At 35.6% G+C, this 25,699-nt stretch carries 29 protein-coding genes; 6 read left to right on the forward strand and 23 right to left on the reverse strand.

Going from position 1 to position 25,699, the window contains the following annotated elements; translation table 11 throughout:
- The first annotated feature begins 131 nt into the window (after positions 1-131).
- From KKI44_RS03120 to pdeM, 3 genes are all read left to right on the forward strand, one after another.
- Entirely contained in the window at positions 132-1,712 is a 1,581-nt protein-coding gene (locus KKI44_RS03120; protein WP_214589797.1) for an ATP-dependent DNA ligase, read from the forward strand.
- Between the two features lie 231 nt (positions 1,713-1,943).
- A complete protein-coding gene (locus tag KKI44_RS03125) occupies positions 1,944-4,343 on the forward strand; it encodes a ligase-associated DNA damage response DEXH box helicase (RefSeq protein WP_214591088.1) in 2,400 nt (799 codons plus the stop codon).
- A 189-nt stretch (positions 4,344-4,532) separates the two neighbouring features.
- Positions 4,533-5,177, forward strand: coding sequence for a ligase-associated DNA damage response endonuclease PdeM (gene pdeM / locus KKI44_RS03130; RefSeq protein WP_214589798.1), 645 nt, complete (start codon positions 4,533-4,535; stop codon positions 5,175-5,177).
- An 18-nt stretch (positions 5,178-5,195) separates the two neighbouring features.
- Here pdeM and KKI44_RS03135 read toward each other — a convergent pair whose 3' ends face one another.
- Genes KKI44_RS03135 through KKI44_RS03145 form a run of 3 tightly spaced genes read right to left on the reverse strand, consistent with a single transcriptional unit; the run spans position 5,196 to position 7,011 of the window.
- Positions 5,196-5,717 (reverse strand): GNAT family N-acetyltransferase, encoded by a 522-nt coding sequence (locus tag KKI44_RS03135; protein WP_214589799.1) that lies wholly within the window; start codon positions 5,715-5,717, stop codon positions 5,196-5,198.
- A gap of 3 nt (positions 5,718-5,720) precedes the next feature.
- Positions 5,721-6,302: a nucleosidase gene (locus tag KKI44_RS03140; RefSeq protein WP_116099468.1), complete on the reverse strand. Its 582-nt coding sequence runs from the start codon at positions 6,300-6,302 to the stop codon at positions 5,721-5,723.
- 10 nt (positions 6,303-6,312) lie between these two features.
- Positions 6,313-7,011, reverse strand: coding sequence for a DsbA family oxidoreductase (locus KKI44_RS03145; protein WP_214589800.1), 699 nt, complete (start codon positions 7,009-7,011; stop codon positions 6,313-6,315).
- A 337-nt stretch (positions 7,012-7,348) separates the two neighbouring features.
- Here KKI44_RS03145 and KKI44_RS03150 point away from each other — a divergent pair, with 337 nt between their 5' ends.
- Positions 7,349-8,080 carry an MBL fold metallo-hydrolase gene (locus tag KKI44_RS03150; protein ID WP_214589801.1) on the forward strand — a complete coding sequence of 244 codons (732 nt, stop codon included), beginning with the start codon at positions 7,349-7,351 and terminating at the stop codon, positions 8,078-8,080.
- Between the two features lie 13 nt (positions 8,081-8,093).
- Here the strand turns inward: KKI44_RS03150 and KKI44_RS03155 are convergent, their stop codons facing one another.
- Together KKI44_RS03155 and KKI44_RS03160 are read right to left on the reverse strand one after the other, a co-directional pair.
- Positions 8,094-8,435 (reverse strand): helix-turn-helix transcriptional regulator, encoded by a 342-nt coding sequence (locus KKI44_RS03155; RefSeq protein WP_214589802.1) that lies wholly within the window; start codon positions 8,433-8,435, stop codon positions 8,094-8,096.
- A gap of 561 nt (positions 8,436-8,996) precedes the next feature.
- A complete protein-coding gene (locus KKI44_RS03160) occupies positions 8,997-9,623 on the reverse strand; it encodes a chloramphenicol acetyltransferase (RefSeq protein WP_214589803.1) in 627 nt (208 codons plus the stop codon).
- A gap of 350 nt (positions 9,624-9,973) precedes the next feature.
- On the opposite strand from KKI44_RS03160, the gene KKI44_RS03165 reads away from it, so the two are divergent.
- On the forward strand, positions 9,974-10,816 hold the full coding sequence (locus tag KKI44_RS03165) for an NAD(P)-dependent oxidoreductase (protein WP_214589804.1): 843 nt from the start codon (positions 9,974-9,976) through the stop codon (positions 10,814-10,816).
- Positions 10,817-10,954: 138 nt separating this feature from the next.
- Positions 10,955-11,464 carry a pyridoxamine 5'-phosphate oxidase family protein gene (locus tag KKI44_RS03170; protein ID WP_214589805.1) on the forward strand — a complete coding sequence of 170 codons (510 nt, stop codon included), beginning with the start codon at positions 10,955-10,957 and terminating at the stop codon, positions 11,462-11,464.
- Between the two features lie 106 nt (positions 11,465-11,570).
- Here the strand turns inward: KKI44_RS03170 and KKI44_RS03175 are convergent, their stop codons facing one another.
- From KKI44_RS03175 to KKI44_RS03260, 18 genes are all read right to left on the reverse strand, one after another.
- Positions 11,571-12,362 (reverse strand): phosphatase PAP2 family protein, encoded by a 792-nt coding sequence (locus KKI44_RS03175; RefSeq protein ID WP_214589806.1) that lies wholly within the window; start codon positions 12,360-12,362, stop codon positions 11,571-11,573.
- A 177-nt stretch (positions 12,363-12,539) separates the two neighbouring features.
- The gene (locus KKI44_RS03180; RefSeq protein WP_250902151.1) at positions 12,540-13,292 is read right to left on the reverse strand and encodes an SDR family oxidoreductase; all 753 of its coding nucleotides are present in this window, start codon (positions 13,290-13,292) and stop codon (positions 12,540-12,542) included.
- Entirely contained in the window at positions 13,292-13,792 is a 501-nt protein-coding gene (locus tag KKI44_RS03185) for a CinA family protein (RefSeq protein WP_214589807.1), read from the reverse strand. The genes KKI44_RS03180 and KKI44_RS03185 overlap by 1 nt, the downstream gene beginning before the upstream one ends.
- 64 nt (positions 13,793-13,856) lie before the next feature.
- Positions 13,857-15,992, reverse strand: coding sequence for a catalase (locus KKI44_RS03190; RefSeq protein ID WP_214589808.1), 2,136 nt, complete (start codon positions 15,990-15,992; stop codon positions 13,857-13,859).
- 57 nt (positions 15,993-16,049) lie between these two features.
- Positions 16,050-16,370 (reverse strand): hypothetical protein, encoded by a 321-nt coding sequence (locus tag KKI44_RS03195; protein WP_214589809.1) that lies wholly within the window; start codon positions 16,368-16,370, stop codon positions 16,050-16,052.
- Positions 16,371-16,427: 57 nt separating this feature from the next.
- The gene (locus KKI44_RS03200; RefSeq protein ID WP_214589810.1) at positions 16,428-17,057 is read right to left on the reverse strand and encodes a ferritin-like domain-containing protein; all 630 of its coding nucleotides are present in this window, start codon (positions 17,055-17,057) and stop codon (positions 16,428-16,430) included.
- 80 nt (positions 17,058-17,137) lie between these two features.
- Positions 17,138-17,953, reverse strand: a complete 816-nt coding sequence (locus tag KKI44_RS03205; protein WP_214589811.1) for a KGG domain-containing protein — start codon at positions 17,951-17,953, stop codon at positions 17,138-17,140.
- Between the two features lie 219 nt (positions 17,954-18,172).
- Positions 18,173-18,787, reverse strand: coding sequence for a Crp/Fnr family transcriptional regulator (locus tag KKI44_RS03210; RefSeq protein WP_235130737.1), 615 nt, complete (start codon positions 18,785-18,787; stop codon positions 18,173-18,175).
- A 52-nt stretch (positions 18,788-18,839) separates the two neighbouring features.
- Positions 18,840-19,436, reverse strand: a complete 597-nt coding sequence (locus KKI44_RS03215; protein ID WP_214589812.1) for a Crp/Fnr family transcriptional regulator — start codon at positions 19,434-19,436, stop codon at positions 18,840-18,842.
- Positions 19,437-19,666: 230 nt separating this feature from the next.
- Positions 19,667-19,903, reverse strand: coding sequence for a hypothetical protein (locus tag KKI44_RS03220; RefSeq protein WP_214589813.1), 237 nt, complete (start codon positions 19,901-19,903; stop codon positions 19,667-19,669).
- A gap of 242 nt (positions 19,904-20,145) precedes the next feature.
- Positions 20,146-20,742 carry a Crp/Fnr family transcriptional regulator gene (locus KKI44_RS03225; RefSeq protein WP_214589814.1) on the reverse strand — a complete coding sequence of 199 codons (597 nt, stop codon included), beginning with the start codon at positions 20,740-20,742 and terminating at the stop codon, positions 20,146-20,148.
- A complete protein-coding gene (gene ytxJ / locus KKI44_RS03230; RefSeq protein WP_214589815.1) occupies positions 20,742-21,119 on the reverse strand; it encodes a bacillithiol system redox-active protein YtxJ in 378 nt (125 codons plus the stop codon). The genes KKI44_RS03225 and ytxJ overlap by 1 nt, the downstream gene beginning before the upstream one ends.
- Positions 21,116-21,577, reverse strand: coding sequence for a DUF1569 domain-containing protein (locus KKI44_RS03235; protein ID WP_250902152.1), 462 nt, complete (start codon positions 21,575-21,577; stop codon positions 21,116-21,118). The genes ytxJ and KKI44_RS03235 overlap by 4 nt, the downstream gene beginning before the upstream one ends.
- The gene (locus KKI44_RS03240; protein ID WP_214589817.1) at positions 21,571-22,107 is read right to left on the reverse strand and encodes a YfiT family bacillithiol transferase; all 537 of its coding nucleotides are present in this window, start codon (positions 22,105-22,107) and stop codon (positions 21,571-21,573) included. The genes KKI44_RS03235 and KKI44_RS03240 overlap by 7 nt, the downstream gene beginning before the upstream one ends.
- Complete coding sequence (locus KKI44_RS03245) at positions 22,055-22,687, reverse strand: hypothetical protein (RefSeq protein WP_214589818.1); 633 nt, start codon at positions 22,685-22,687, stop codon at positions 22,055-22,057. The genes KKI44_RS03240 and KKI44_RS03245 overlap by 53 nt, the downstream gene beginning before the upstream one ends.
- A gap of 514 nt (positions 22,688-23,201) precedes the next feature.
- Complete coding sequence (locus KKI44_RS03250; protein ID WP_214589819.1) at positions 23,202-24,008, reverse strand: hypothetical protein; 807 nt, start codon at positions 24,006-24,008, stop codon at positions 23,202-23,204.
- A 285-nt stretch (positions 24,009-24,293) separates the two neighbouring features.
- Positions 24,294-24,818, reverse strand: a complete 525-nt coding sequence (locus KKI44_RS03255) for a DUF1697 domain-containing protein (protein ID WP_214589820.1) — start codon at positions 24,816-24,818, stop codon at positions 24,294-24,296.
- Positions 24,819-25,065: 247 nt separating this feature from the next.
- Positions 25,066-25,677 (reverse strand): hypothetical protein, encoded by a 612-nt coding sequence (locus tag KKI44_RS03260; protein WP_214589821.1) that lies wholly within the window; start codon positions 25,675-25,677, stop codon positions 25,066-25,068.
- Positions 25,678-25,699: the final 22 nt, after the last annotated feature.

Consider the following 25,699-nt stretch of genomic DNA (forward strand, 5'->3'; position numbering starts at 1 on the left):
ATTGCACGCAGCCCGGCTTGAACGGAGCTCTTTTTGTGGAGCAAAACGGAACAAAAAAGCGGGAGTGGAAGACGGATTAAGCTGCCCAAAAAAATTGTTAACATACGTCTAAAAAACGCCAATCAAAATTTATGAAACATTTCGCAGAACTGATCAACGCTCTCGAAAGCACCAATAAGACCAATGCAAAAATCGATGCCATCATTGATTATCTGGAACGTGCGCCTGATGAAGATAAAGTCTGGTTCATCGCTTTGTTTACAGGCAAAAGACCCAAGCGGAATGTGAACACCAACTATATGAAAGAATGGGCTTTGGAAATCACAGAATTACCGTTCTGGCTGTTTCAGGAAAGCTACTCTTCAGTCGGAGATTTAGGCGAAACTATTTCCCTGATTCTTCCACCACCCACGGAAAAAATTGAACGTTCTTTATCAGATTGGATGAATGACATCATTAATTTAAAAACAAAAAACGATGCTGAGAAAAAAGAATTTGTCCTGAATTCGTGGAATGGCTTGGATTATATGGAACGACTGATTTTCAATAAATTACTGGGCGGAAGTTTCAGAATCGGGGTTTCAGATAAAACTTTGATTAATGCTCTTACGAAATTTTCCGGACAAGAATCCAGCGCATTGATGCACAGTTTGATGGGAAAATGGCAGCCGACAGAAGCTTCATTTCAGGAATTAATTTCGGCTGAAAATGTAAATCCTGATAATTCAAAACCCTATCCTTTTTGTCTGGCTTATCCATTGGAAAAAGATTTGGAAGAACTCGGAAAACCCGATGAATGGCTGATTGAATACAAATGGGACGGAATCCGCGGACAGATTATCAAGCGTAATGATGAAGTTTTCATTTGGTCGAGAGGAGAAGAACTGGTAACGGAACAGTTTCCCGAAATCGCAGAAACCGTTCAGCAAATGAACGGAAATTTCGTAATTGACGGCGAAATTCTCGCGGTAAAAGACGATAAAGTTTTAAATTTTAACGAATTACAAAAACGTCTCAATCGAAAGACATTAACAAAGAAAATGCTTTCCGAAATTCCGATCGAAGTCTTTGCCTATGATCTTTTAGAACTGGAAGGAAACGATTTGCGTGAAAAGCCCATTTCCGCAAGACGTGCCATGCTGGAAGAATTATTATTAAATGAAAATCCTGAAAACATTAAAATTTCCGAATCAATAGAGTTTGAAAACTGGGAAGAATTAAACCAGATCAGAGAAAATTCCAGGGACATCAACAGCGAAGGTTTGATGCTGAAACAGAAAAATTCACCTTATCATTCCGGACGAAAAAAAGGCGATTGGTGGAAATGGAAAATCAGTCCTTTAACCATTGATGCAGTTCTGATTTACGCCCAAAAAGGAAGCGGAAGACGAAGCGCATATTACACCGATTACACCTTCGCCGTGAAAAATGAAGATAAACTGGTCACCATCGCCAAAGCATATTCCGGATTAACGGATAAAGAAATTATGGAAGTCAGTAAATTTGTGAATAAAAATGCCATTGAAAAATTCGGCCCGGTTCGAACGGTGAAAGCTGAATTGGTTTTTGAAATTGCTTTTGAAGGAATTGGTTTCAGCAACCGTCATAAAAGCGGTGTTGCGCTAAGATTTCCGAGAATTTTAAGATGGAGAAAAGATAAAACAGTAGATGAAATTGATGATTTGGAAGAAATAAAAAAATTAATACAGTAATAAATTAATCGCAAGGAGAAACAAATTTTTTTATACTTTGCTTACTAAATGTTAAACTAAGCCGCTTCGCTTATCAAGGAAACACAATTTGTATTTCCTTGATAAATGAAACCCCATTGTATATCTTTAAAAAGATGATTTTATAATCCCTTGTTGACTTTGCGATAAATAAAAAGAAATAATTTGAGCAACTTCGAAAATACCAACGGCTTCAAAGTCATTCAGCAGTGGATGACGGATAAAGGCAATTCCCCTTTCAAATTTCAGGTCGATACGTGGCAGAAATTCGAGAACGGCTACAGCGGAATGGTGATTGCTCCGACCGGTTTCGGGAAAACATTTTCTGTTTTCTTAGCATTGTTAACCCATTTTTTAAACCATCCTGAACAATATGGAAAAGGTTTAAAAATGATCTGGATCACACCGCTCCGATCTCTGTCCAAAGACATTGCCAAAGCAATGCAGGAAGCCATTGACGAAATCGGATTGGATTGGTCTGTTGGCGTAAGAAATGGCGACACAGATCCGAAAGTACGGCAGCAGCAGGTGAAAAATATGCCTGAAATTCTTGTGGTAACACCGGAAAGCTTACATCTTCTTCTCGGGCAGAAAAATCACGAACGCTTTTTTAAGGAACTGAAAACCATCGTTGTGGACGAATGGCACGAATTGCTCGGTTCAAAACGCGGTGTAATGGTGGAATTGGGCATTTCTCAACTCACAAAATATGCTCCCAAAATGAAAATCTGGGGAATTACGGCAACCATCGGAAATCTTGATGAAGCGATAGATGTTTTAATTCCATATGACATTAAAAAAACAAAAATTACCGCTAAAGAACAGAAGAAAATTGATATTCTCCCCGTTTTTCCGGATGAAGTGGAAATTCTTCCGTGGGCGGGACATTTAGGAGCAAAATTAGCTGATAAAATCGTTCCCATCATTTTAGAATCGAAATCTACCATTGTTTTTACAAATACCCGAAGCCAGAGCGAAATGTGGTATCAGCTGTTGCTTGAAGCCTATCCCGATTTTGCAGGACAGATCGCCATTCATCACAGTTCAATTGATGCTCATCTGAGAATCTGGATTGAAGAAAATCTAAGTTCCGGAAAATTAAAAGCTGTCGTTTCGACCTCTTCTCTGGATTTGGGAATTGATTTTAAGCCGGTTGATACTGTTATTCAGATTGGTTCTGCAAAAGGCGTTGCGAGATTTCTGCAGCGTGCAGGACGAAGTGGTCACTCCCCTTTTGAAACTTCAAAAATTTACTGTGTTCCGACGCATTCACTTGAATTGATTGAAGTTGCCGCTTTAAAGGAAGCCGTAAAGCAGAAAGTGATTGAGCCGAGAGATCCGCAGGTTTTGTGTTTTGATGTTTTGGTTCAGTTTTTAATGACTTTGGCGGTCGGTGATGGATTTTATCCGCAGGAATTGTACGAAAGAATTAAAAAAGTATATGCTTTTCAGGAAATGACGGATGAAGAATGGAAAAGCATTCTCAATTTTCTTACCATCGGCGGAAGTGTCCTAAAAAGCTATGAAGAATTCCATAAAATCGTCATTCAGGAAGACGGTTTGTATAAAGTGACATCCCGAAAAATTGCCATGCTTCACCGGATGAATATGGGCGTTATCGTAAGCGATGCGATGCTGAAAGTGAAATTTATTTCCGGTGGATATATTGGAATGGTAGAAGAATATTTTATTTCAAAACTCAAAAAAGACGAAAAATTTATTTTGGCAGGAAGAGTTCTGGAAGTCGCGATGATAAAAGATATGACGGTTTTTGTCCGCGCTGCCAAAGGAAAAGCTTTTGCGCCGAGTTATCTGGGAGGAAGACTGCCTTTAAGTTCAAATTTAGGTCAGTTTTTAAGAGAAAAATTATCAGGAGCGCTTAATCCGAAAGCTTCAGAAAAAGAACTGAAATTTCTGCATCCTTTGCTGATGAATCAGGAAGAACGTTCTCACATCCCGAAAGAGGACGAATTTTTGGTGGAACTCATTAAAAACCGCGAAGGATTCCATCTGTTCATGTATCCGTTTGAAGGTCGGCTTGTTCACGAAGTGATGTCGGCTTTAATCGCTTACAGAATCTCCAAACTGGCTCCGATTTCCTTTTCAATGGCGATGAATGATTATGGTTTTGAACTGTTCAGCGATAAAGAAATTCCGCTGAATGATGAAAATCTCCATAAAATTCTGAGCAGGGAAAATCTGATGACCGATGTAATTTACAGCATCAATTCAGCAGAAATGGCAAGAAGAAAATTCCGTGACATTGCGGTTATTTCCGGAATGGTGATCCAGAATTATGCAGGAAAACAGCGTTCCAACAAATCTCTGCAAAGTTCGGCAGGATTAATTTTCAAAGTTCTTGAAGATTACGATCCGAATCATTTCCTTGTAAGACAGGCTTATACAGAAGTTTTTAATGCACAATTGCAGGAACAGCGACTGGTGGAAGCCTTTAAACGCATTGAAAAATCAAAAATAATTCTGAAATTTGCCAATACTTTTACCCCGCTGAGTTTCCCGATAAAAGTGGACAGTCTGCGACAGACGCTTTCCAGCGAAGGACTGGATGCGAGAATTCAGAAACTGATTCAGCAGGCGAAAAAAGGGAAATAATTTTTATCTGGGCAGCTTAATCCGCCCTCCGTTCCCGCTTTTTTGTTCCGCGATGCTTCACAAAAAGAGCTCCACTCAAATCGAGGAACGAGATTCGCCGATTCATTAATAAAAATGTAAATTAGAGAGGCACTTCGGGCTGCGAATTTAGTCATCAGAACAAAAGTTAGCGGAAATCAGAAAACAATTATGAAAATAGTAACAAAAAATATCCATATTCAGGACGAAGTCTTTACGTTAACCAATCAGAGAGCATTATTCTGGAAAAAAGAAAAAGCCTTGATCCTGTCGGATCTTCACATTGGAAAAACCGCCCATTTCCGCAAAAACGGAATTGCGCTTTCCGATCATATTTTTGAAAATGATCTGCAACGTTTATCTGTTTTAATTGAATATTTTCAGCCGGAAAAATTTATCGTTGTCGGCGATCTGCTTCACGCAGGAGACAATTCCGGAGTAGATAAATTCTGCGAATGGAAAAATGAATTTCCAAATCTTGAATTTCATCTCATAGAAGGCAATCACGACAGAATTTCAAAGAAACTCGAAGCTAAACTCTGTCTTAATTTCAGGGACGAAACCCTAAATATTGATGATTTTTTATTCGTCCACGATTTTCAGAAAAAGAATGAAAAATTTCAGATTACGGGACACATTCATCCCGGATTTGTCATTAATTCTGTGGTAAAAAAAATCAAACTGCCTTGTTTTGTGGTGACAGAAAATCAATTATTGCTTCCCGCTTTCAGTGAGTTTACAGGTTTAGACACAAAAAATCTCCCTAAAAAAGGAAGATTCTATGTATTTACGGATGCTGAAATTTATGAGATTTAAGAGAAAATTTAAATAAAATCATTCTAAAATTTTCTTCATCATCAGATCAGTCTGTTCATCATTTCCCAAACGGAAAATATGCTTGTCAAATTCTTCAAAACCGTTCTTTTTGTAAAAATTGACGGCTCGTTTATTCTCTTCCCAAACTCCCAGCCAAATGTATTTTTTGTGGTGTGAAACGGCAATATCCAGAGCTTTGCTGTACAAAAGCTGCCCTACTTTTTTACCGTGATGTGAACTTTTTACATAAATTCTTTCAATTTCCACAGACGATTCGTCCTGAAGTTCGGTTTGTGCATTTCCAAAATTAATTTTCAGATAACCTACTGCATTTTCTTCATCATAAGCAATATAAAACTCAGAATGAGAGTTATTTAATTCTTTTGTCAGTTTTTCTTCCGCAAAACTTTCGGTAAGATACTTCTGAATCTGCTCTTCTGAGTTATGAGGTGCAAAAGTTTCATAAAAGGTCTCTTTTCCTATTTTCTGAATGATTTCAAGATCACTTAAAGAAGCTTTTTTAATGATAATTGCTTCCATTTTTTACGAAAATAAAATTTTATTAAACGCTTCCGAAGCCAGATGAACCTGAACCGCCCAATCGTCTGCGGCATCGCTTCCTGCATCATCGGAAATATATTTCAGGCACAGGAAAGGGATTTCTTCCTTCATCGCGATCAAAGCCAAAGGATAAGCTTCCATATCCACAATATTATAAACTGTTTCCGAATGATTCATCTCGAAACTGTCGCCGCTTCCACAGATTCCTTCCGGAAGATCGTGTCTTTTCAAACCATATTCCAAAACGGGCGGAATTCCTGAAAGCGGCGTTTCGTACAGGCTGAAACCAAGTCCTCTCACATCCATATCGCGCTGGATGAATTTTGTACAGCATACAACATCTCCCTTGTGAAAACTTTTACTTCCTGCAGAACCCAGATTAACGATCAGTTTTGGACGTTTACGATAGATTTCTTTCGTTAATTCCATTGCTGCATTTACTTTTCCGATGCCTGTAATCAGTTTATTTTTATCATTAAATACTTTTCCTGCTTCAGAATCCAAAGCAAAAACAAAAAGGGTATCTTCAACCGAAAACTGAAGTTCGTCGTTTATTTTTATCATTTAATTAAGCTTAGATTTCACAACCGTCTGTATCACACGAAGCTCCGTTATCCGAAAGATTTTTTAACGGAGTTATCGTTTCATCGTAAGTCTGCTGCAATGCACTGGCAAAAAGTTCTACAGGCTGTGCTCCGGAAACGGCATATTTTCCGTTCAGTACGAAAAACGGAACACCGGAAACTCCATTATTCCTCGCTTCTGTAATGTCTCTGCCAATTTCTTGATGATATTCTTCGGAAGCTAAAACCTTCTGAGCTTCTTCCCGATCAATCCCCAAAGAACCGGCAAGATCAACCAATGTTTCCACATCTCCTACATTTTTACCATCTATAAAATGAGCAATGAAAAGGGCTTCTTCCATTTCGTTTGCCTTATTGTATTTTTTGGCTAAATGCAATAATTTATGAGCAGAAAATGTATTGGTAATCAAAGCTTTTTCGAAATTAAAATCAATTCCGGCTCCGCTTCCCATCTGTTTTACCTGCGCGATCATCTGCTGCGCCTGAGCTTCAGGGAAACCTTTCTTTTCTTTAAAATATTCGGAAGTTGTCTTTGTTTCTTTCGGGTCTAAAGTAGGATCTAACTGAAAACTTTTCCACTCTACTTCTACCTGATCTTTAAAAGGCAGATTTTCCAGTGCTTTTTCAAAATTGTTTTTTCCTATATAACAGAACGGACACATCACATCCGACCAGATTTCTACTTTCATTTTTATTAAATTAAAAAATTATATTCTTTTTATTGATTATCCGTTATTAATCATACTGTTTTTAACGCAAAGGATCGCTGAGATTTTTTTTAACAGCTATTCGTTCTTAAGTTCACAGAGTCGTTTGACTACGTCGAATCTTAGATTTCACTTAAATAAGCACACAGAGCGTTTTTTTATTTTTAAATTCTTTTTTTTCGGTTTTTTTTAATTAAAAACAGCAGTACAAAAATACTCAATTTACTGCTAAAAAATTTACTGCATTTATTGGTTTTGCTGATGAAAGGTATTGACGGAAATATTTCATTGTTTTATAAATAATCAGGAAATTTGCTCCATGAAAATCATACCACTGAAAGAAGGAAATTTTTCTACCAATAAAACCAAAGATTTTACGCTTTTAACTGAAGAAAATAAAGATACGGTTAAAGGAATCAGAATGTCTGTTACTCCTTTTTTAATCATTACAGAAAAAGATACTATTCTTCTGGACGCGGGAATCGGATGGAAAAACGAAGAGGGAAAAACGGTGATTTCAGAAATTCTGGAAAGGGAAAATGTTCATCCTGATCAGATTACCAAAGTTTTACTTTCTCATCTTCATAAAGACCATATTGAAACCACAATTACCAGAACCGAAAACGGATTTCAACCTACTTTTCCGAATGCGGAAATCTACATCCAAAAACGCGAACTGGAATTTGCTATGGAAAATAAAGGAAATTATTCTTTTGATTTTGATACGCTTGAAAAGCTGATCGAGCTTGAAAATATTGTCTGGATGGATGAAGACAAGGGAAATATTACGGACGAAATTTCCTTTGAAGTTGTGGGTGGTCATACTCCTTTTATGCAGGTGTTTTGGGTGAAAGAAGAAAATGAAACTGTTTTTTACGGAGCGGATAATCTTCCTCAGCAATCTTATTTAAAATATCATCTGGCTTACAAAAGTGATTCTGACGGAAAAAAAGCGATGAATTTAAGGATGAAATGGGAAAAAGAAGCTATCGAAAACCATTGGAAAGTTTTATTGTACCACGATCTGGATACTGCAGTTCTGGAATTCTAAACAAAAAAATGGTTTAAAGATCATTAAACCATTTATAAATATCCATCTCAGAAGCAATATTAAGCTTTTTACGAAGCCTGTTCTTACGGTTTTGTATTGCTTTGGGAGTTACAAACGTGTACGTTGCAATCTCTTTAGTCGTTAAATTCAGTTTTAAATAAATACAAAAAATAAGTTCTGAGTTTTTAAGATTGGGCTGGATTGCAGATAATTTACTGAAGAAATCCGGCTCAACCAATCTGAATTTATTCAGCAGACGGGGCGAATTTTCTTTCGCTAATGCTAAAATCTCGTCCTGTACAAAAATCTTTTGGTTTAAATCTTCTAAATTGAATTCAGTCTTTTCGTTTTTCATAATTTCTCATCTCTACTAATTTCTGACGCTTTCCAAAAAAGCTTCAGCATAAATTTCTACGCTCTTTTACTTCGGTTCCGCAGTTTATTTTTTATCGGTTGAAGTAATTTTTCAGTTTTGAATATTTTACTATTTCAATACCATTTATTTGCTTATTTTTTCTTTGTTTTTGAATTTATGATTAAAATAATATCGTGAAAACAACGATTAAGATTTTAGCCAAAGACAAAGAAAGAAAAAATGATTAAAATTTTATATAATTAAAATACCACATACATACCACGTTATTCTTCGGGCAGCCTTATTTTTCGGGATATTTTTTTTGACATTTTCAATTAACTGTGAACAAAACTAGAAGTTTTTGTCATCTTTTTTTATGATTACAATCAATTGCACATGAAAATATAGTCTAAAGCCGGAACTGAAAAACTTTTTTCCTTTGTAGTATTTTGAAAATCAAAAAATTACCCACTTTGATACATAAAAGTGATCAGGAAAAATAAATTAGTCCGGACTGTTTAAAATCTAATAACGAAATATAGGATAAATGACTGGAAAAAATTAAAGATTCAGTTGTTTCTGAAATTCTTCAAAATATTGCGCGAGATGGAGACCGTCTGCCAAACCGTGATGCGCTTCTATAGAAACCGGAAGAAACTTCTTTCCTTCTCTGATACTGAATTTTCCGAAGGCGATTTTAGGAATGCATTCTTTAGGATCAAAATTCGTAGGATGCAGCAGCGCGCTGAAAGAAGTCCAAGGAATAGAAGTATGCCTGATATGATTGATCGGTAAACCATCATTACTGATTCCCAGTCCTTTAGAATTTTGTACGGTTTTTACCTGTTCCTGAAGTCTTTCATTAAAAACTTCAAAATCTTCAGAATAATGAAAAAATGAAAACCCGAAAGTTCCGTCTTCCCTGCCAATTGTACTTCCCACATGAACCTCATCATATAAAATTACCTCATCATTTACAATTCTCAGTTTCAGGGCATCTACAGAGTTTACAGCTATCATGGATTTGTAAAGATATGCCGCAAAAAACGACTGTTTATTTTTTTTCGCCTCATCATAAGCTTTGGTACAGTCCACTTCCGAAGTAAATCCGAAATAAGGGCTTTTCATTTTAGAAAAAAATTCGAAATGCTCTTTCCTGTTCCAGCTCTCAATATCTATAATCTTCACTGCTCTATTTTTTGCAAATGTCTGCAAGATTTATCAATTATAAAAATTATCAGGAAATAAATGCATCCGGCAACGTATTTTTGTACAGGATTTGCAGTAAAATCTCCAGATTATTATTTAAAGTTTGTGTAAACTAATTTTAAATTTAACCGCAAAAGGTACAAAAGACTTTATTGGATTTATTTTAAGTGTTTCAAAAGTCTGCAAAGAGAAAAAAATCTTTGATTTTTTTTTAACTTATGTGTTCTTTTTTCATTTAGGTATTAAACTTAAACAACTAAAGTGTTACAATCTTTTGCATCTTTTGCGGTAAAAAAGTTTAAACAAATTTTTCAACAAAACTATTGGAAATGAAAGAAAAAGCAGGATTTATCGGATTGGGAAATATGGGATATCCTATGGCGAAAAATTTAGAAAAAGCGGGAGTTCCGTTATCCGTTTACAACAGAACTCCGGCAAAGGCGGAAGATTTTAAAGAAAATTCTGTTGTTTATGATACGGTGGAAGATGTCGTAAAAAACAGCGATATCATTTTTACGATGCTTACCAATGACGAAGCAGTAAAAGACGTTTATCAGAAAATACTTTCACTGGATATCTCAGAAAAGCTTTTTATTGATATGAGTACGATTTCGCCGGAAATGACTGGAGAAATTTCGAGTGCGGTAAAAATAAAAGAAGCGGGTTTCATTGATGCTCCGGTTGCCGGAAGTACAAAGCCTGCCGCAGAAGGCACACTGCTGATTATGGCGGGTGGAGAAGAAAAAGATCTCAAAAGAGCGGAACCTTATTTACAGAAACTGGGAAAAACCATTAAACATTTGGGAGAAAACGGAAAAGGAATTGCAGCGAAGCTTTCGGTGAACTATTTTCTTTCAGCGATTTATCAGGGACTTGCGGAAACAGTTCTGTTTTCGGATAAACTGGGAATCGACCGTAAAGATATGCTGGAAATCATTAATGAAAGTGCTAGCGGAAGCGGCGCTACCAAAGTAAAGACACCACTTTTAACGGAAGAAAATTATGATCCCGCTTTTGCTTTGGATTTGATGCTGAAAGATATTGTACTGGCAAAGAATGCAGGGGCAGATTTTCCATTGTCTGAAACGTTAATCAGAACGTATCAATCTGCTCATGATGAAGGTTTTGGAAAAGAGGATGTGATCGGGATCATTAATTATCTGAAAAAATAGCGCTCCAAAAATCTTCTTAAAATATATCGTTTTCTCCGATTTTTCTGTGGATTTTTTTAATTGTGGTCGGGTTTTTGAATAAACAACCGTAATTAAAATTCAGTTTTAAAAGAAAACCAATCACAAAAATATAATATTATGTCTACAGAAAATCTTACCCACACGGAAGCGATTAAAAAAATTAAGGAATTATCTGAAAATGCAAAAATCTGTATGTTTTGTACAGAACTGGAGAAACTTCCGATCAATTCTCGCCCGATGTCGCTTCAGGAAACCGATGACGAAGGAAATCTCTGGTTCATTAGTAGCGATACAAGCAACAAAAACTTTGAGATAAGGGATGATAAAAGAGTACAGTTATTTTTCATGAACAATTCTGATTATGAATATCTTTCAGTGTATGGAGAAGCTGCCATCTATAAAGACCGATCAACCATTGAAGATAAATGGTCGCCAATGGCAAAAGCATGGTTTGAGGAAGGAAAAGATGATCCGAATGTATCAATTATCCGTGTAGAACCGAAAGAAACCTATTACTGGAATACAAAAGCCGGAAAACTGGTAAGTCTTTTCAATTTTGTAACTTCGGCCATTACAGGAAATACAACAGATAATTCCGACGGCGTGGAAGGAAAAGCAACGGTTTAAGATTTGTTTAAAATAATTTGAAAAATGGTTTGTGTATCAACACAGTTCGTTTTTCGGACAAATAAAAAGCAGTGGAGAAATTCACTGCTTTTGTTTTGTCTGATGGTTAAAAATTTTTCACAAACCCGATTCCTACATTTCCTTTCTGATAGTAAGGCATCATCATTGCCTGAGATTTTTCCGGCTTTCCGCCTAAGAGTTTATTGATTTTCGGATAAAGCCAGTACGCAAGTTCTGTGGATAAAATCCCGAATCCTGCTCCGCCAATAACATCTCCGAACCAGTGTTTGTCATTCAGCATTCGATATACTCCTGTAAAAACGGCTAAAGAATACCCCGAAATTCCCAGCAAAAGATTATGGTCTTTATATTCCCTGAACATAAACTGCGCCGATGCAAATGCAATTGCCGTATGCCCCGAAGGAAAAGACAGCCTGTTGGAATGATCCGGTCTTTCTTCTTTTACAGCGTGTTTCAGCGGAATAGTAATGGCGGAAGTTATCATCATGGAAGTTCCGTAGATAATGCTTCTGTCACGGAAATTATGTTTTCCTTTTACTCCGAGCGCATTCAGACCATAGACTAAAACTGCGGGAGCAAATTGTGTATAATTATCCAGTTTAATATGATCCGGTTTATGTTCGCTTATTTCGTATTGCGTAGAAGAATTCAGGTTTTTTAGTTCATCAATGCTCAGACTGGCAATTCCGTAAGAAATCAGTACGGTAGGAACGATAAGCTTTTTATAGCTGAACTGATGCGTCTTATCTTCAGGAAGACTTTTAAGAACCATTGCAGAATCTGCATTATCCTGAAACTGCAGGCTGTCCGCTTCCTGAGCGGAAATCAGTTGAACACTTCCGACAATCAAAAATAGTCCTGCAAAGAATTTTTTCATATAATAAAATTTAATGATGAAAAGATCAGAGTATGAATATACATAATATTATTTTTCAAATATAAGCGAAATCTTAAAATACAGTTTTACATAATTTTCATGCTTATCGGGAATTGCATAAAATAACCCACACAAAAATGTGTGGGCTAAAGCTAATTTATAAAATAAGGCTGAGTTTTATCCGTTAACAACGATTCCTCCGTTCGGATGCAGAACCTGTCCGGTAAACTGTGCAGCGTCTTCGCCTGCCAAAAAAAGGAAACTGGAGGCAATTTCTTCTGGTGTAGCATTTCTTTCAAAAGGAGGTTTGTCCGGATCTTCTTCCTCTTCATCAAAAGTTTCTTTGGTTAATGGAGTTGCTACAGGTCCCGGAGCAACGGCATTTACACGGATTCCTTTAGGTCTTGCCTGCAATGCCAGAGATCTTGTAAAAGAAACAATGGCACCTTTTGTTGCTGAATAATCGAGGAGTTCAGGATGTCCCTGATAAGCCACTGCGGAAGTGGTATTGATGATAGAACTTCCCTCTTTCAGATACGGAAAAACAACCTTCGTTAATAAAATCATACCGATTATATTTGAATTGAATGTTGTCCGGATATTTTCTTCTTCGAGTTCTTCGATACTTTTTGAAGGAAACTGTGTTCCGGCATTATTAACAAGAATATCAACCTTTCCGAATTCTGAAATAACTTTTGAGGTTACCTCTTCACAAAATTCATAATCATTAATATCTCCTTTGTAAACAGAACATTTTATTCCTGCAGCTTCAATTTCTGATTTCGCTTTTTCTGCATCTTTTTCATCGGAATGATAGATAATCGCAATATCTGCTCCTTCTTCAGCAAAAAGTAGCGCAACAGCCTTTCCAATTCCACTGTCGGCTCCTGTGATAAGAGCGGTTTTACCGTCTAATTTCAATTTCCTCATTATTTCAAAATTAAAAGCTGATTGATCTCACTTTTAAAACAGCCTAAAATAAATTCGGTGTAATACAACTGAGCGTTCAAAGCCTGTGTTTTCGGATGAAGTTCCAGTTTTTTAGTGAGAACAATTTCTCCTTTGTAGGCAAAAGAAAAGTAAGCAAAAATCTTATACGAAGAATTACGGATCGGCGTACAATATCCTGTTGTGGCAATAGACCAGTCGGATTCGAAAAACTTTGCGACATTAAGAGCCATAGTTTCTGCGATATTTTCCGAAACGCAGTCACATTCTTCACCTTCTGTCTGATCTACATTCAGAAGTCTCACTTTTTCGGGTAAAGTATAGGCTGTCATTCCGCCTTTGTAAAACAATGATGCATTGGGCATTTGTGAAAAGGCAAGCTGTAAACATCCGGAGGTTACGCTTTCTACCACAGAAATTGTTTCATCAGCGGTAATCAGCGACTGACTGATGTAATCTAAGAGGTTTTTTTGAAATTCCATAATCTTTACTATTTTATGTGGTTGTGGTGTATATCTAATTTTTGTCTTTTCAGATCAAAATTTATTACGTGTTTCTTTCGGCTTCAAACTCCCAGACTCTGTGGCTGGCAATTGCCTGTATAAATTTACTGTCAGGCTCAGGATCTTCCCAGGTTACAATGGCAGAATCTTCATGTTTTCTTAAACCGACATTGCTGTTTTTGTAAAGTGCTTCTGTACCTTCATCAAAATAAATTGCTTTGCAGTGTTTGTACGCTTCATTAATGAAATGTAACACTTTGTGCTTGTTGTCCGCTTTCATAAGCTCTTTTGCGGAATCTTCTCCTGCACCGATGAACAGGGCATCAAAACATACGCTTGCTGTACTTGTGAGGGAGTGTTTTGGCGTTAAGGCAGATCCGCTGTCCGTCTTTACCGGAGCTAAACTGGGTGCAATGATTTCAACAACTGCATTCTCACTTTCCAGTTTATTTTTTAGATCATTTATAGTGCCAAAATTGGCTCCATCAGCGATAATAAAGCCAATTTTTCTTCCCTGAATGGTATTTTTTACGGTATTTGCCATGCTTAAAGCTTCAGAAGCTCTCGTATGTGCTTCTCTTTCTTCACTTTGCAGATCTGTAGGATTGCTGTCTGCCGGAAGGCTTTTATTAGGGAATTCCAGCTCTTTTACTTCAACGCCTACATTTAAGGCAACCGTCTTTGCTAAGGATTTATCAATGAAATTAAGCTGTCCCACCATTCTTTCTCTGATTTCCGGAATGGTGACTTTCGACAATTCAAAAATCAGGGCATTCTGAAGATGGGTTTTCTCATGATCGGTCTGGCTGTTGTAAAATAATTTTGCCTGAGAATAATGATCTACAAAGCTTTCACTTCTGGCTCTTATTTTTGTTCCTGAAACTCTTTCCTGATGTGAAGTAAATCCTCCTTCCGACATCATTGCCTGAAAAGGGCATCCTCCTCCGATGGAATTGGGTTCGTAGCTTACTTTTCCTTTCACGATCTGCTGTCTCATGTGTCCGTCACGCTGATTGTTGTGAACGGTATTTACAGATCTGTTGATTGGAATTTCATGAAAATTGGGCGAACCTAGTCTTGAAAGCTGTGTATCTGTATAGGAAAATAATCTTCCTTGCAGAAGCGGATCGTTGGTAAAATCGATTCCGGGAACAAGATGTCCCGGATGAAAAGCCACCTGCTCTGTTTCAGCAAAGAAATTATCAGGATTTCTGTTTAAAGTTAATGTTCCGAAAATTTCTACCGGTACTTCTTCTTCAGGAATAATTTTGGTGGGATCGAGAAGATCAAAATCGAATTTATCTTCATCTTCTTCGGGAATTAATTGTACTCCGAAATCCCATTCCGGAAAATTTCCGCTTTCAATAGATTCCCAAAGATCTCTTTTATGGAAATCCGGATCTACTCCGGAAATTTTCTGCGCTTCGTCCCATGCTACGGAATGTACTCCCAATTTCGGCTTGAAATGAAATTTTACAAAATGGGCTTTTCCTTCATCATTAATAAATCTGAAGGTATGAACGCCGAACCCTTCCATTCTGCTGAAACTTCTCGGGATGGCTCTGTCACTCATCAGCCACATAATCATGTGCATACTTTCGGGCATCAGCGAGATAAAATCCCAGAATGTATCGTGCGCCGAAGCTGCCTGCGGAATTTCGTTATGAGGTTCCGGTTTTACGGCATGTACAAGATCCGGAAATTTAATGGCATCCTGAATAAAAAAAACAGGCATATTGTTTCCTACAAGATCATAATTTCCTTCTTCTGTGTAGAATTTTACGGCAAAACCTCTTACGTCTCTTGCCAGATCTGTACTTCCTCTGCTTCCTGCAACCGTAGAAAACCGAACGAAAACAGGAGTTTCTTTTCCTACTTCAGTTAAAAATTTAGCTTTTGTATATTGTTTAAGGCTTTTCTTTAATGTAAAAACGCCGTGCGCTCCCGATCCGCGTGCATGAACAATTCTTTCGGGAATTCTTTCGTGATCAAAGTGGGTAATTTTTTCTCTCAGAATAAAGTCTTCCAGTAAAGTGGCGCCTCTTTCTCCGGCTTTCAGGGAGTTCTGGTTGTCGTTAATCTTTAAACCCTGATTAGTGGTAAGTTTCGTCTCTTCGTTGGATGTTTTGTGTGATTCAAGCTGATTCAGCTTATCGTTTGTCGGTTTTTTGTCTTTCATAATTCTTATATTTTGTGGTTTGTTTTTGTAAGTGGCAAAATAAAAACGGATGCGGTTCTATTTCAGTTTTGCCGGTTCACTTTCGGTATTTTTTATATATTTTTCGAAATAGTGAAGGTCTTCTTTGCATTTAACGGAGAGGTAAAACATAATCTGTTCCGGTTCTCTTATTCCTATAGTATCTGCACCGTAAAATTTTGCAATCAATGCCTTTATATCTTCATTTTCAGAATCTTTTAAAACAATAAAAAGCAGAAAAATATTTTCCCTGATTTCTTTGGCATAGATTTCAGCGCCTTCTTCAAACCATTTTCCCCTGTTTTTAATTTTTGTAAAATGATCTGATTCTAAGTTTTTTACAATATTTCTGCAATTCATCTATTTAATTATCTTAGTTAAAAGCCATATAGAAAAAATCTACATGGCTTATTTATATTATTCTTCCTGCTCTGCGTCGAAATTGATGTAGGTTTCGGCGATCTCCGTAAGATCATAGTCTGTGTCTTCTTCCTCCTGAAGCGTTTTTTCCAGAAGATCTGCGGCTTTGTCGTGTCCCATGGTAATGGCAAGCTGAGCAAGTCCGCCGTAAGTGGCGATTTCGTAATGTTCAACTTTCTGGGCTGCGATAATAAGTGCTGCATCACGCGTCATAGAACCTTCTTCGGTAGATTTTATAATTTCCTCTCCTTCTTCGATGATTCCTTTAATTGCCTTGCATTCTTTTTTTTCGGGAGTTTCATCAATCAGTTTAAAAACTTTTTCAAGTCGGCTTACGTGCTTTTTCGTCTGAAGCTGATGATCTTCGAAAGCTTCCTTTAATTCTTCCGTTGTAGCAGCTTCCTGCATTTTGTCTAAGGCATCAATAATTGCATTTTCCGCGAAATAGATGTCTTTAAGTGCAGAAACAAAAAATTTATGAAGCGGAGAATTTTTCATCTCACTTTCATTTACGGAAGCATTATCTGCCTGTATGTTTTTTTTAGATGCAGAAACTGCTGTTTCTGCAGTTGCCGAAGAATCTTTAACCGTGCTGTTATCTTTATTTTCTGTGGTTTTGGTTGCCATAATTTTGCTTTTGGTGTTTAAGTTTATGAAAAGATTACCCCTTTACATAATCACAAATAAAGAGGTAATCTGAAAAAGAATTATGAATTACGTCTGCCTCCGAATCCCGATCTGCCGGAACCTGAAGATCTTCCGCCTCCGTGAGAAGCCTGCCCTCCCATACGAGCGATTCTCGTACGTTCGGCTTTGCTCATTGATGCGAAACCTCTTCTTGAAGTACCGTTACCAGATCCTGAACTGGAGCTTCGACCTGAACCGCTGCTGTTTCCTGATCTTGAACCTGAACCTGAGTTTCCTCTGCTGCTTCCTGAATTGGAATTCGATGATCTTCCGGAGTTTGAGCCGGAACCCGAACCAGATCTTCCGCCACTGTTTCTGCTTCCTCTCGGTCTTCCCGGATTATCGTGTCTGTGGTCATAATTATCGTCGTTAGAGTTGCCGGAAGACGACCTTCCTCTTCCGCCGGATCTTGAACCCGATCCTGATCCTGATCTGCCGGAATTTGAACCTGAAGATCTTCCCGATCCGCTGCGCGAACCTCCTCTTCCGCTTCCTGAAGTAAATCTTCCCTGGCTGTCTCTCTGCTGATTTCCGTTTCCGCTTCGTCCTCTTCCACGACCTCTGTTGTCGTTATCGTCTTCATCGTCGTCGTAATCTTCATCATCATAGTCATCGTCGTCGTAATCTTCATCATCATAGTCGTCGTAGCTGTTTTCATAATCATCGTCTTCATCATCAAAGTAATCTTCATACTCTGAGAAGTCATCATCATAATCTTCATCATTTTGGGCATCGTTATACCCGTGATCGTATCCTAACTGGTAGATTTCCTCAAGATTGCTTGATGAGTCTGAATTTCCTCTTGAACTACGGTTTCCTGAATTTCTAGTGTTCATAACTGTTTTTTTTATGTTAATATTTAGTGATGTGTATTGCCGGCCGTGACTAGTATTTAGACAGCAATGGTTTTGGTTTTAGTAATAAAAAGATTTAAAAAAAAGCAAATGCTTTTACTGTTTCTCTTATCGAGAACTGAAAGAATGAATATGAATTATATACTCAAATGTACAACTGAAATGTCCCTTATTTTTATGACTGAGGTCACAATTGCAGGATTAATATAAAATTTTTCGGCTTTCTATTTTTAAACTGCCTTCTTTTTCCATTTTTTTCAGGGTTCTGATGACTGTTTCTACTCTTAAGCCTGTAAGATTGGCAATCTGCTGTCTGGTAAGGTCTACATGAAAACACTGTTCGCAATCTCCTTCATGGTAGCTTTTCAGATAATCCAGTAAGCCTTTTAATCTTGTTACGGGGTTTAAGGAAGACATATTCTGAAGCATAATGGCTTTAAAATAAAGTCTTTGAGAAAGACAGTGGTTCATTTCTAAAGAAATTTTCGGATTTTTTTCGAGAAGTTCCAAAAAACTGTTTTTCGGAAGTCTGATAATTTCTGTATCTGTAATACAGATGGCATTCATTGCGTAAAATTTTTCTAAGAAGAGCATGGGATCTCCAAAGCTGTTTTTTTCTCCTAAAATGTTATGAATAAATTCTTTTCCCTCTTCATTATAGCTGTTTTGCTTCACTTTACCGCTGATAATCTGGTAGTAATACAAAGCTGTATCTCCTTCTTTATAGATTATTTCTTTCGCCTTATAAAATCTATCTTCTGCTCCGAATTCATATAATAATTCCGGATCAATGTTCATGCAGCTTATAGTTTTCATATCTTAGAATTTTAACAATTCTCCAGCAAAAAAAAGACCATATGTCTTATAATCAGTACAATATTTTTCTGTTCCGGATTTGCAGAAGTTTGTCTCTCTCCATCACCTTAATGGCTCTGATGGCTGTTTCCACGCAAAGTCCCGTAAGACCAGCCATTTGCTGTCTTGTAAGGGGGATCATAAAGGAATACGGAGCCTGTTCTTCCTGAAAACTTTTTAGATAATCCATGAGGGTTTTCAATTTTGCGGCAGGACTCTGACTGGCTAAATTCTGAGACATAATCAGGCCATAATACAATCTTTCAGACATAAAAACATTTATATCCTGAGATATTTCCGGATATAATTTTAGTAAATCTAAAAATATATATTTCGGAAGTTTCAGAACTTCGCAGTTTGTAAGGGCAACAGCATTTACAGGATAAGGTTTATCTATAAATAAAAGAGACTCTCCGATGCTATGTCCGTCTTCCAAAATAGTCTGTATACTTTCCTTTCCGTCTTCGTTAAAGTTATTAAGCTTTACCTCTCCTTTAATGATCTGATAGTAATAACCGGGATAGCTTCCTTCTGTAAATATGCTTTCCGAGGGTTTGTAATTTTTAATACTCGCTCCTACTGAATGCAAAATTTCTTCTTTAATAACCATATTAGCTGTTTTTTGATATTTCTTAATACTGAAGCATTCCTAGTAGAAATAAAATTGGATATAAATTTAATCAGTACAAAAATCGAACCTTAATCTGTTAAAAATTAAGAAGTTGAATATTGTATGGGTTAAATCTTTTAAGCAGATATTGCTTTTTATGAATAGTTTAAATGTATAGAATCTAAACCCGCTTTAAATTATAAAACGGGTTCGGTTATAATTGTTGGAGATTATTTTACAGTTCGTGTGCTGTCCGATCCTGTTCCTCCGGAGCGGGGTGTTGTGGTGTTTGTACTGTCGTTCTTTGGAATAGAATCATTAGACATCGGCGTGGTAGTATTTACAGAAGGATCTGTTACAACAGTCGAATCATACCCCGAATCAGAATTAGAGGTTGTTGAGTTTTCTTTTTTCTGACAGCTCAATACGAGAATGCCCAAAAGGGCAATCGATGCGATACATTTCATAATATTATATTTTAAGTGGTGTGATACTTCAAAAGTAGGATAATATTATGTTAAGTATTTATGACCTTGGTCATAAGAAAAAATCACACGAAATAAAAGCAATATAATAAATTGAAAATCAACTGTTTAATAATTAAAAAACATTTTTTTATTAAGCTATTGTGGTCTTTTTTCATTTACAGCCGTAAAGTTCAGTTTATCTTTTGTGGTTATGTAAAAGTTTAAAAAGACTCATTTAAAAATTATTTGCTGTCCGGAACGAAATTTTTCCTTGCAAGTTCTTTTCTTACACGGCTTAAACTTTCGGGAGTAATCCCAAGATAAGAGGCAATCATCCATTGTGGAACTCTCAGCAGGAGATCCGGATACATTTTAATGAATTTCATATATCTTTCTTCTGCAGTTTCTGCCAAAAGGGAATTGATTCTGTCCTGAAGACTTTTGATGTGTTTCTGAAGGAGTATATCGCTTTTTTCCAGACTGTCGGGAAATTCCCCGATCAGTTTATTGATAAAATCCGGATGCAGCAGTAGTACTTCGGAATCTTCTACCGCTTCAATATAATACACGGACTTTTCGTTAAAATAAAGACTGCTCCGGTCTGAAGTAAGCCAGCTTTCGGGCGCAAACTGGATGATATGTTCTTTGCCGTTTTTATCGATGGAGTACATTTTCAGAAGTCCTTTTTCCACGAAATAAATATATCTGCAGACTTCACCGTACTGTAAAAGAAACTGGTTTTTCTGCACTTTTTTTACCTCATAATGCAGGCTGCACATATTCACTTTTTCCAAAGGAACATTCAAAACTTTTGCTAGATAATTATTTATATTCGTCATTATACAATTTGGTCTACCGATATATTCTGGTGAGAAGCGTTGTTTACAGCCTTTCCGTTTTCTATTACAATAAGCTGCGGACTTTGGTGCGTTACTCCGAGATCTTCAGCAATCTTATTGGAAACCGGTCTGTGAGCCAGCAAATCTAAGTAATATAAATCTATTTTCTGATCCAGATTTTCTATTTCTTTCTCAAAATTTCTCAACACGGTTTTGCTGATAAAGCAACTTGTTGAATGCTTGAATATTGCTATCCTGTGCTGAAAAGAATCCTGGATGGCTTTTTCCAGATCTTCTTCAGATTCTATCTTTTTCCAGAACGATTTCTGCTCCGGTGTATCTTCTTTTCCGCCAAATATTTTATCAAAAAAACTCATGTACTAAATTGTTTTAAGTGATGATCCAGATGTTTATACTCTAAAAATCCCCAGTCTTTTTCTTTCATTTGTCCAAAAAGCACGTGTTGAAGGGGCAAATTTCCTGTCTTAAAAGTTACTTTGTAGTCTTCAAGCGTTTTCAGGAGGTTCACTTTTTCTGAATTAAAATCACATTCAAAATTAACAATAAGTTTTTGAAAAGTCGGCATATTTCGGGGAATTCCGTTATTAAAAATTTGCATTTCCAATTTTGTAACAATTCCTATCCAGCGGAAAAGAATGTTTATTGGCGTAAGCTGTAATTTTCTCTGCGGAATTAACAGGACATAACTGCAATGCCTCATCATCTGACAGACATTCATTTTCCCCCATTTTCTGGGTGAATTTTGCTTTAGCCCTGAAATTCTCTGTACAATTTCATTAAAATCTTCAGGATTATGGAGACTTTTTTTTACCAACCTTTTTCTTTCTTCAAAGTTTCGATGTGCGCAAAATGATGATTGCAATGCCATACGTAAAGCGCAAGATGGCTTCTTAAATTGTAGTCTTTATTGTGTTCCGGATGATGAAAAGTTCTTTCAAACTGTTTATTGGTCATACTTTTCAGTAAAGCTGTCCATCTCTGGTGCGTTCCTTTCAGCATTCTCATGGCAGGTTTTACAGGCATATTGAGGCTGTCCTGAAGTTCTGCCCATTTTGCTTCGTCGTAAGGTCTTATCGTAGGATTATCTTCGGTAAGAGCCAGTTTCAGACGCATAAAACTATTGATATGGCTGTCTGCCAGATGATTCACAACCTGCCTCACTGTCCATCCGCCTTCTCTGTATGGGGTATCTAACTGTTCGTCGTTAAAGTTTTCGATCAGGTTTTTCAGCCTTCCGGGAAAGTCTTTAATTACTTTAATATATTCATCAAGTGTAACATCACAAATATTTTCAGGCTCCTGATACTTTCCTATCGGAAATTTCTTTTGTTCTAAGTTGTTCATCTTTAATTATAGTTTTTAATACACTAAACAGAATTACTGCATCTTTATCTTTTAAGTAGTACAACATTTTGTTGTTATAATTATCTTCTTTTGAGAAAATCATAAAATGATGGCGATATTGTTTCAATTCCAGATCTTCAAACAATATTTCTTTCTTATTGAATCTGATTCTGTCTTCATCAATTTCTATTCCTGAAATATTGATTTTCTCGTTATTCCTATATTTTGAAAGATAATTATGTACAATTTCATTAATGAATTTTTCCCACAATTCATCAACAATATCACAATACAACTGATGTTTTTCGTCTAATTTTCTTCTGTAAAAAAGTTTGAAAAATATTTTGAGTTCTTTGTCTGATTTATTTCGGATAAAAATCTGATATTCTCTTCCGATAGTAAATTTATATCCGTCGATGAAATGAATACCGTAACGAATTCCGGCAATATCCTCCTTTTTGATGATGGTAAAAAGATCATTCTTTTGATCTTTATTTTCAAATTTTATAAAATTGTCGTCAATGATTAATGATCTTTTCCGTGTATCAAATAATCCGCGAACAATAGTAAATTCTTTCATAAAATTCCGGTTTGTCTGAAATTATTGTCCAGACATTTTTTTGAATATTAGTTTTTGTAAATTTATTTAAAATTCGTGAATCTGAACTGAGATCAGGTTTAATAATTTGAGAAATAGTATTAATCGTCGGATTGTCATAAAAAAACTACTCCGAATCTTTCAAATTATTCTTATTTTAAATGCTATTCTTGTGAGACTATTAAAGAAATCTCCAATAAAAAAGCCCCAATTTAACATTGAAGTTTTATGTCTTATTATGTTTGTTTAAACTTTTTTAAAATAAAAATATTCTTGTTGGAAAATGCAAAGACACAAGTTTCTTATTAATCTCAATCTTTAGGCGCAAGAAAATCAAAGATTATCAATAAGGATTTCTTTCTATTTATGAGCAATACGAAAGCCATAAACATATCGAATCGAGCATGGAGCGTAAAAGGGAAATTGCTGGAAATTGCAAGGTTAATATAAGAACTGTAGAAAAAGCAATTAGTACTATGAAGAACTATGAAGAGAGTTATTTAATAATGCATTTTAGATACTCTTTATAAATTTCTCCACTTAATTTTTGAGTGTTTTCAAAAATATAAAGCTTAAAATCTTCAATAGCATATTTTGACAATAAATCTATATCGGATTTATTCAACCGTATAAATGCGCGATATTCATATTTGCCATCTTCAACATCGACATCTATCTCTGTGCTTTTGATAATTTTTTTACCATTAGATAATAATATAATAACACCATTTCCATCTACTACAGGTGTTGATCCATACGTAATTAACCTTAGATAATAACTACCATCTTTAATAAAACAAACGGGATCGCTTGCTGGTGATCTTTTTGTTATAATATTAGTAAATTTATCTTTTTTTATATCGATTTTGGAGCAATAGTCAATAGTCAATTCAATAGGTTGTTCAGTTATAAAAGGAAAGAGAGTGGGGTTTTTAACATCATATTTGAAATAAACATAATCATCTTCTTCATCAATTAAAGTAAGAATATATTTCGGGTATAATAAATCGTCAATTTTTTTTACATCGCTTAATAAGAATTTTTTATTAGCAATATCATCATAATTTGAGGAATAATATTTAGAAGACTTCTTGTAAATATTCTTTAGTTCAAATTCTTCATAAAAGTCACTATACCCAAACTCTTTCTCCAAATCTTTTTTAGGTAGAGCAACTAGTGTCTTTCCTTTAAGGCTTCCGATTTCGTCTCCAACAAAATAACGTTCATTAAATCCTTTAATATCATTTTGGCAAAACAAAATACCATGTATTAAAAATAATACGAGTGATAAATATTTCTTCATGATTAAAATTTTCCACAAAATAAAGAAATATTTTTTATATGGGATTTACGGGAAAACGTAATGATTTTAAAGAAATAATCCCATCAAAATAATTGATAATAAGAATATATTCCAAACGGTAGTAACATGCTTTAAGCTTTTTCCATAATAAAGCGAGTTTTGATAACTGATGACAATATAGTATTTAATGAATATTTGGAACCTTTGTAATGGTTACAGCTATTAAATTCAAACAAGTTTTATACCCATTCAGAAACTTTCGAAGCATGTATAAGAGAAATCGATTTAAAATTTCTTTAAAATTTTCTCAAAAGTATTGATATTTCTGCTTGTAAACTGATCTTTCATGCTTTTTTTACCTAAAATTTTTCCAAAAGCAGAATCTAGTGTATTTCCTTTGGAAACCTGCCAGTAAAAAATATGATTCACAATTTCTGCACTTTCATTTTCAGATTTCACAGCATTTTCAAATTCCTTCATTAAAATATTTTCCACGCCATCATTTCCTGCAAAGGCATACACATGAAGATCATCATTCTTTTCAAAAGGATTTCCGTTCCAAAACTGTTCTGTTTCTTGCTGAGATTTTATAAACAGATAAGCTTCGTAAGAGAAATGTTCAGACATCGCTTTCTCAAGAATCAGCTTTAATTCATCACTTTTTTTATCGGATGAAAAAACAATATTTCCCGATGCCAAAACTGAAACAACGTCGCTCATTCCGGCATTTTTGAAAACCTGACAGACTTCTGCCATTTTCATATTGGTTCCTTTTACGTTGACGCCGCGGAGAAATGCACAGTATTTCATTTAAGTTTGAGAGTTTTTAGGGTTATTGTGTTTTATTGGTTATGCATTAAACGGAAAAAGTATTGGCGAAGTGCGGGCTTAATTTGAACGAAAGTTTAAGTTCAGTCCAATCATAGCCAATGTTTTTTCAATGAAACTAAGTTAATCAAAATGTGGAATTGGAAAATATTAGCAGAAATAAAAGTAAAGTAGTTCAATTAACACTAAAGCCCCGCATTTTGGCAATACGATCTTATCTGCAGTTTTTCTATTTAATAAATGGAAATTTGTGAAGATTTTTTATTTCCAGATTTTTATCTTCAATCATTTTCATATCCTTTGTAAATAATAAATATGTCTCACCTTTTTTAGTAATCATATTTTTATTTGTTATTTGATAACTATATTCAACTTCATACATACATAAATTTAAACTATCTTTTTTGACTAATATTTGTTCATAATGTTTTATTTGTTTTTTAATAAAGTCAATAGAATCCCTCAGAACATTAAATTTTGCTTCTTTTTCTTTTACAGACTTATATTCTAACTTTACGTAGTCTTCATACATTTGCGAATCAAAATCATCAGTTCCATATTTTAATTCGTACAAATCTTTCGGCGATTTTGATTGTGATAATAAATGGTTTTTATATCTATATAATTGACATATATACAGATATAATTCATCTTTATCAGACAATGTGTCAATTTTTAATATTCTCAAAGAGTCTAAGGATTTATAATCTGCATTATTTTTTAACTCTTTGCTAAGATAAATTTTTGCAGTTTTTAGAAATTCTTTTCTTTGTAATTCGTCTTTACATCCAAATAAAATTGGTAAAATAAATACTAAAATTAGCTTGCAAATATTTTTCACGGATACAGTCTTTAAAAAATTG

It is taken from the genome of Chryseobacterium sp. ZHDP1 (assembly GCF_018603435.1).
GTDB classification, from domain to species: domain Bacteria; phylum Bacteroidota; class Bacteroidia; order Flavobacteriales; family Weeksellaceae; genus Chryseobacterium; species Chryseobacterium indicum.

Coding starts and splice junctions, on each gene's coding strand:
- KKI44_RS03145 (WP_214589800.1), bottom strand. CDS start 7,011: ATGAAAGTAGAAATCTGGTCGGATGTGATGTGTCCGTTCTGTTATATA.
- KKI44_RS03135 (WP_214589799.1), bottom strand. CDS start 5,717: ATGGAAGCAATTATCATTAAAAAAGCTTCTTTAAGTGATCTTGAAATC.
- KKI44_RS03210 (WP_235130737.1), bottom strand. CDS start 18,787: ATGAAAACTATAAGCTGCATGAACATTGATCCGGAATTATTATATGAA.
- KKI44_RS03200 (WP_214589810.1), bottom strand. CDS start 17,057: ATGGCAACCAAAACCACAGAAAATAAAGATAACAGCACGGTTAAAGAT.
- KKI44_RS03180 (WP_250902151.1), bottom strand. CDS start 13,292: ATGAGGAAATTGAAATTAGACGGTAAAACCGCTCTTATCACAGGAGCC.
- KKI44_RS03120 (WP_214589797.1), top strand. CDS start 132: ATGAAACATTTCGCAGAACTGATCAACGCTCTCGAAAGCACCAATAAG.
- KKI44_RS03220 (WP_214589813.1), bottom strand. CDS start 19,903: ATGAAATGTATCGCATCGATTGCCCTTTTGGGCATTCTCGTATTGAGC.
- KKI44_RS03190 (WP_214589808.1), bottom strand. CDS start 15,992: ATGAAAGACAAAAAACCGACAAACGATAAGCTGAATCAGCTTGAATCA.
- ytxJ (WP_214589815.1), bottom strand. CDS start 21,119: ATGAGTTTTTTTGATAAAATATTTGGCGGAAAAGAAGATACACCGGAG.
- KKI44_RS03245 (WP_214589818.1), bottom strand. CDS start 22,687: ATGAAAGAATTTACTATTGTTCGCGGATTATTTGATACACGGAAAAGA.
- KKI44_RS03205 (WP_214589811.1), bottom strand. CDS start 17,953: ATGAACACTAGAAATTCAGGAAACCGTAGTTCAAGAGGAAATTCAGAC.
- KKI44_RS03155 (WP_214589802.1), bottom strand. CDS start 8,435: ATGAAAAACGAAAAGACTGAATTCAATTTAGAAGATTTAAACCAAAAG.
- KKI44_RS03170 (WP_214589805.1), top strand. CDS start 10,955: ATGTCTACAGAAAATCTTACCCACACGGAAGCGATTAAAAAAATTAAG.
- KKI44_RS03165 (WP_214589804.1), top strand. CDS start 9,974: ATGAAAGAAAAAGCAGGATTTATCGGATTGGGAAATATGGGATATCCT.
- KKI44_RS03250 (WP_214589819.1), bottom strand. CDS start 24,008: ATGAAGAAATATTTATCACTCGTATTATTTTTAATACATGGTATTTTG.
- KKI44_RS03185 (WP_214589807.1), bottom strand. CDS start 13,792: ATGGAATTTCAAAAAAACCTCTTAGATTACATCAGTCAGTCGCTGATT.
- KKI44_RS03195 (WP_214589809.1), bottom strand. CDS start 16,370: ATGAATTGCAGAAATATTGTAAAAAACTTAGAATCAGATCATTTTACA.
- KKI44_RS03240 (WP_214589817.1), bottom strand. CDS start 22,107: ATGAACAACTTAGAACAAAAGAAATTTCCGATAGGAAAGTATCAGGAG.
- KKI44_RS03140 (WP_116099468.1), bottom strand. CDS start 6,302: ATGATAAAAATAAACGACGAACTTCAGTTTTCGGTTGAAGATACCCTT.
- KKI44_RS03150 (WP_214589801.1), top strand. CDS start 7,349: ATGAAAATCATACCACTGAAAGAAGGAAATTTTTCTACCAATAAAACC.
- KKI44_RS03215 (WP_214589812.1), bottom strand. CDS start 19,436: ATGGTTATTAAAGAAGAAATTTTGCATTCAGTAGGAGCGAGTATTAAA.
- KKI44_RS03255 (WP_214589820.1), bottom strand. CDS start 24,818: ATGAAATACTGTGCATTTCTCCGCGGCGTCAACGTAAAAGGAACCAAT.
- KKI44_RS03175 (WP_214589806.1), bottom strand. CDS start 12,362: ATGAAAAAATTCTTTGCAGGACTATTTTTGATTGTCGGAAGTGTTCAA.
- KKI44_RS03125 (WP_214591088.1), top strand. CDS start 1,944: ATGACGGATAAAGGCAATTCCCCTTTCAAATTTCAGGTCGATACGTGG.
- pdeM (WP_214589798.1), top strand. CDS start 4,533: ATGAAAATAGTAACAAAAAATATCCATATTCAGGACGAAGTCTTTACG.
- KKI44_RS03225 (WP_214589814.1), bottom strand. CDS start 20,742: ATGACGAATATAAATAATTATCTAGCAAAAGTTTTGAATGTTCCTTTG.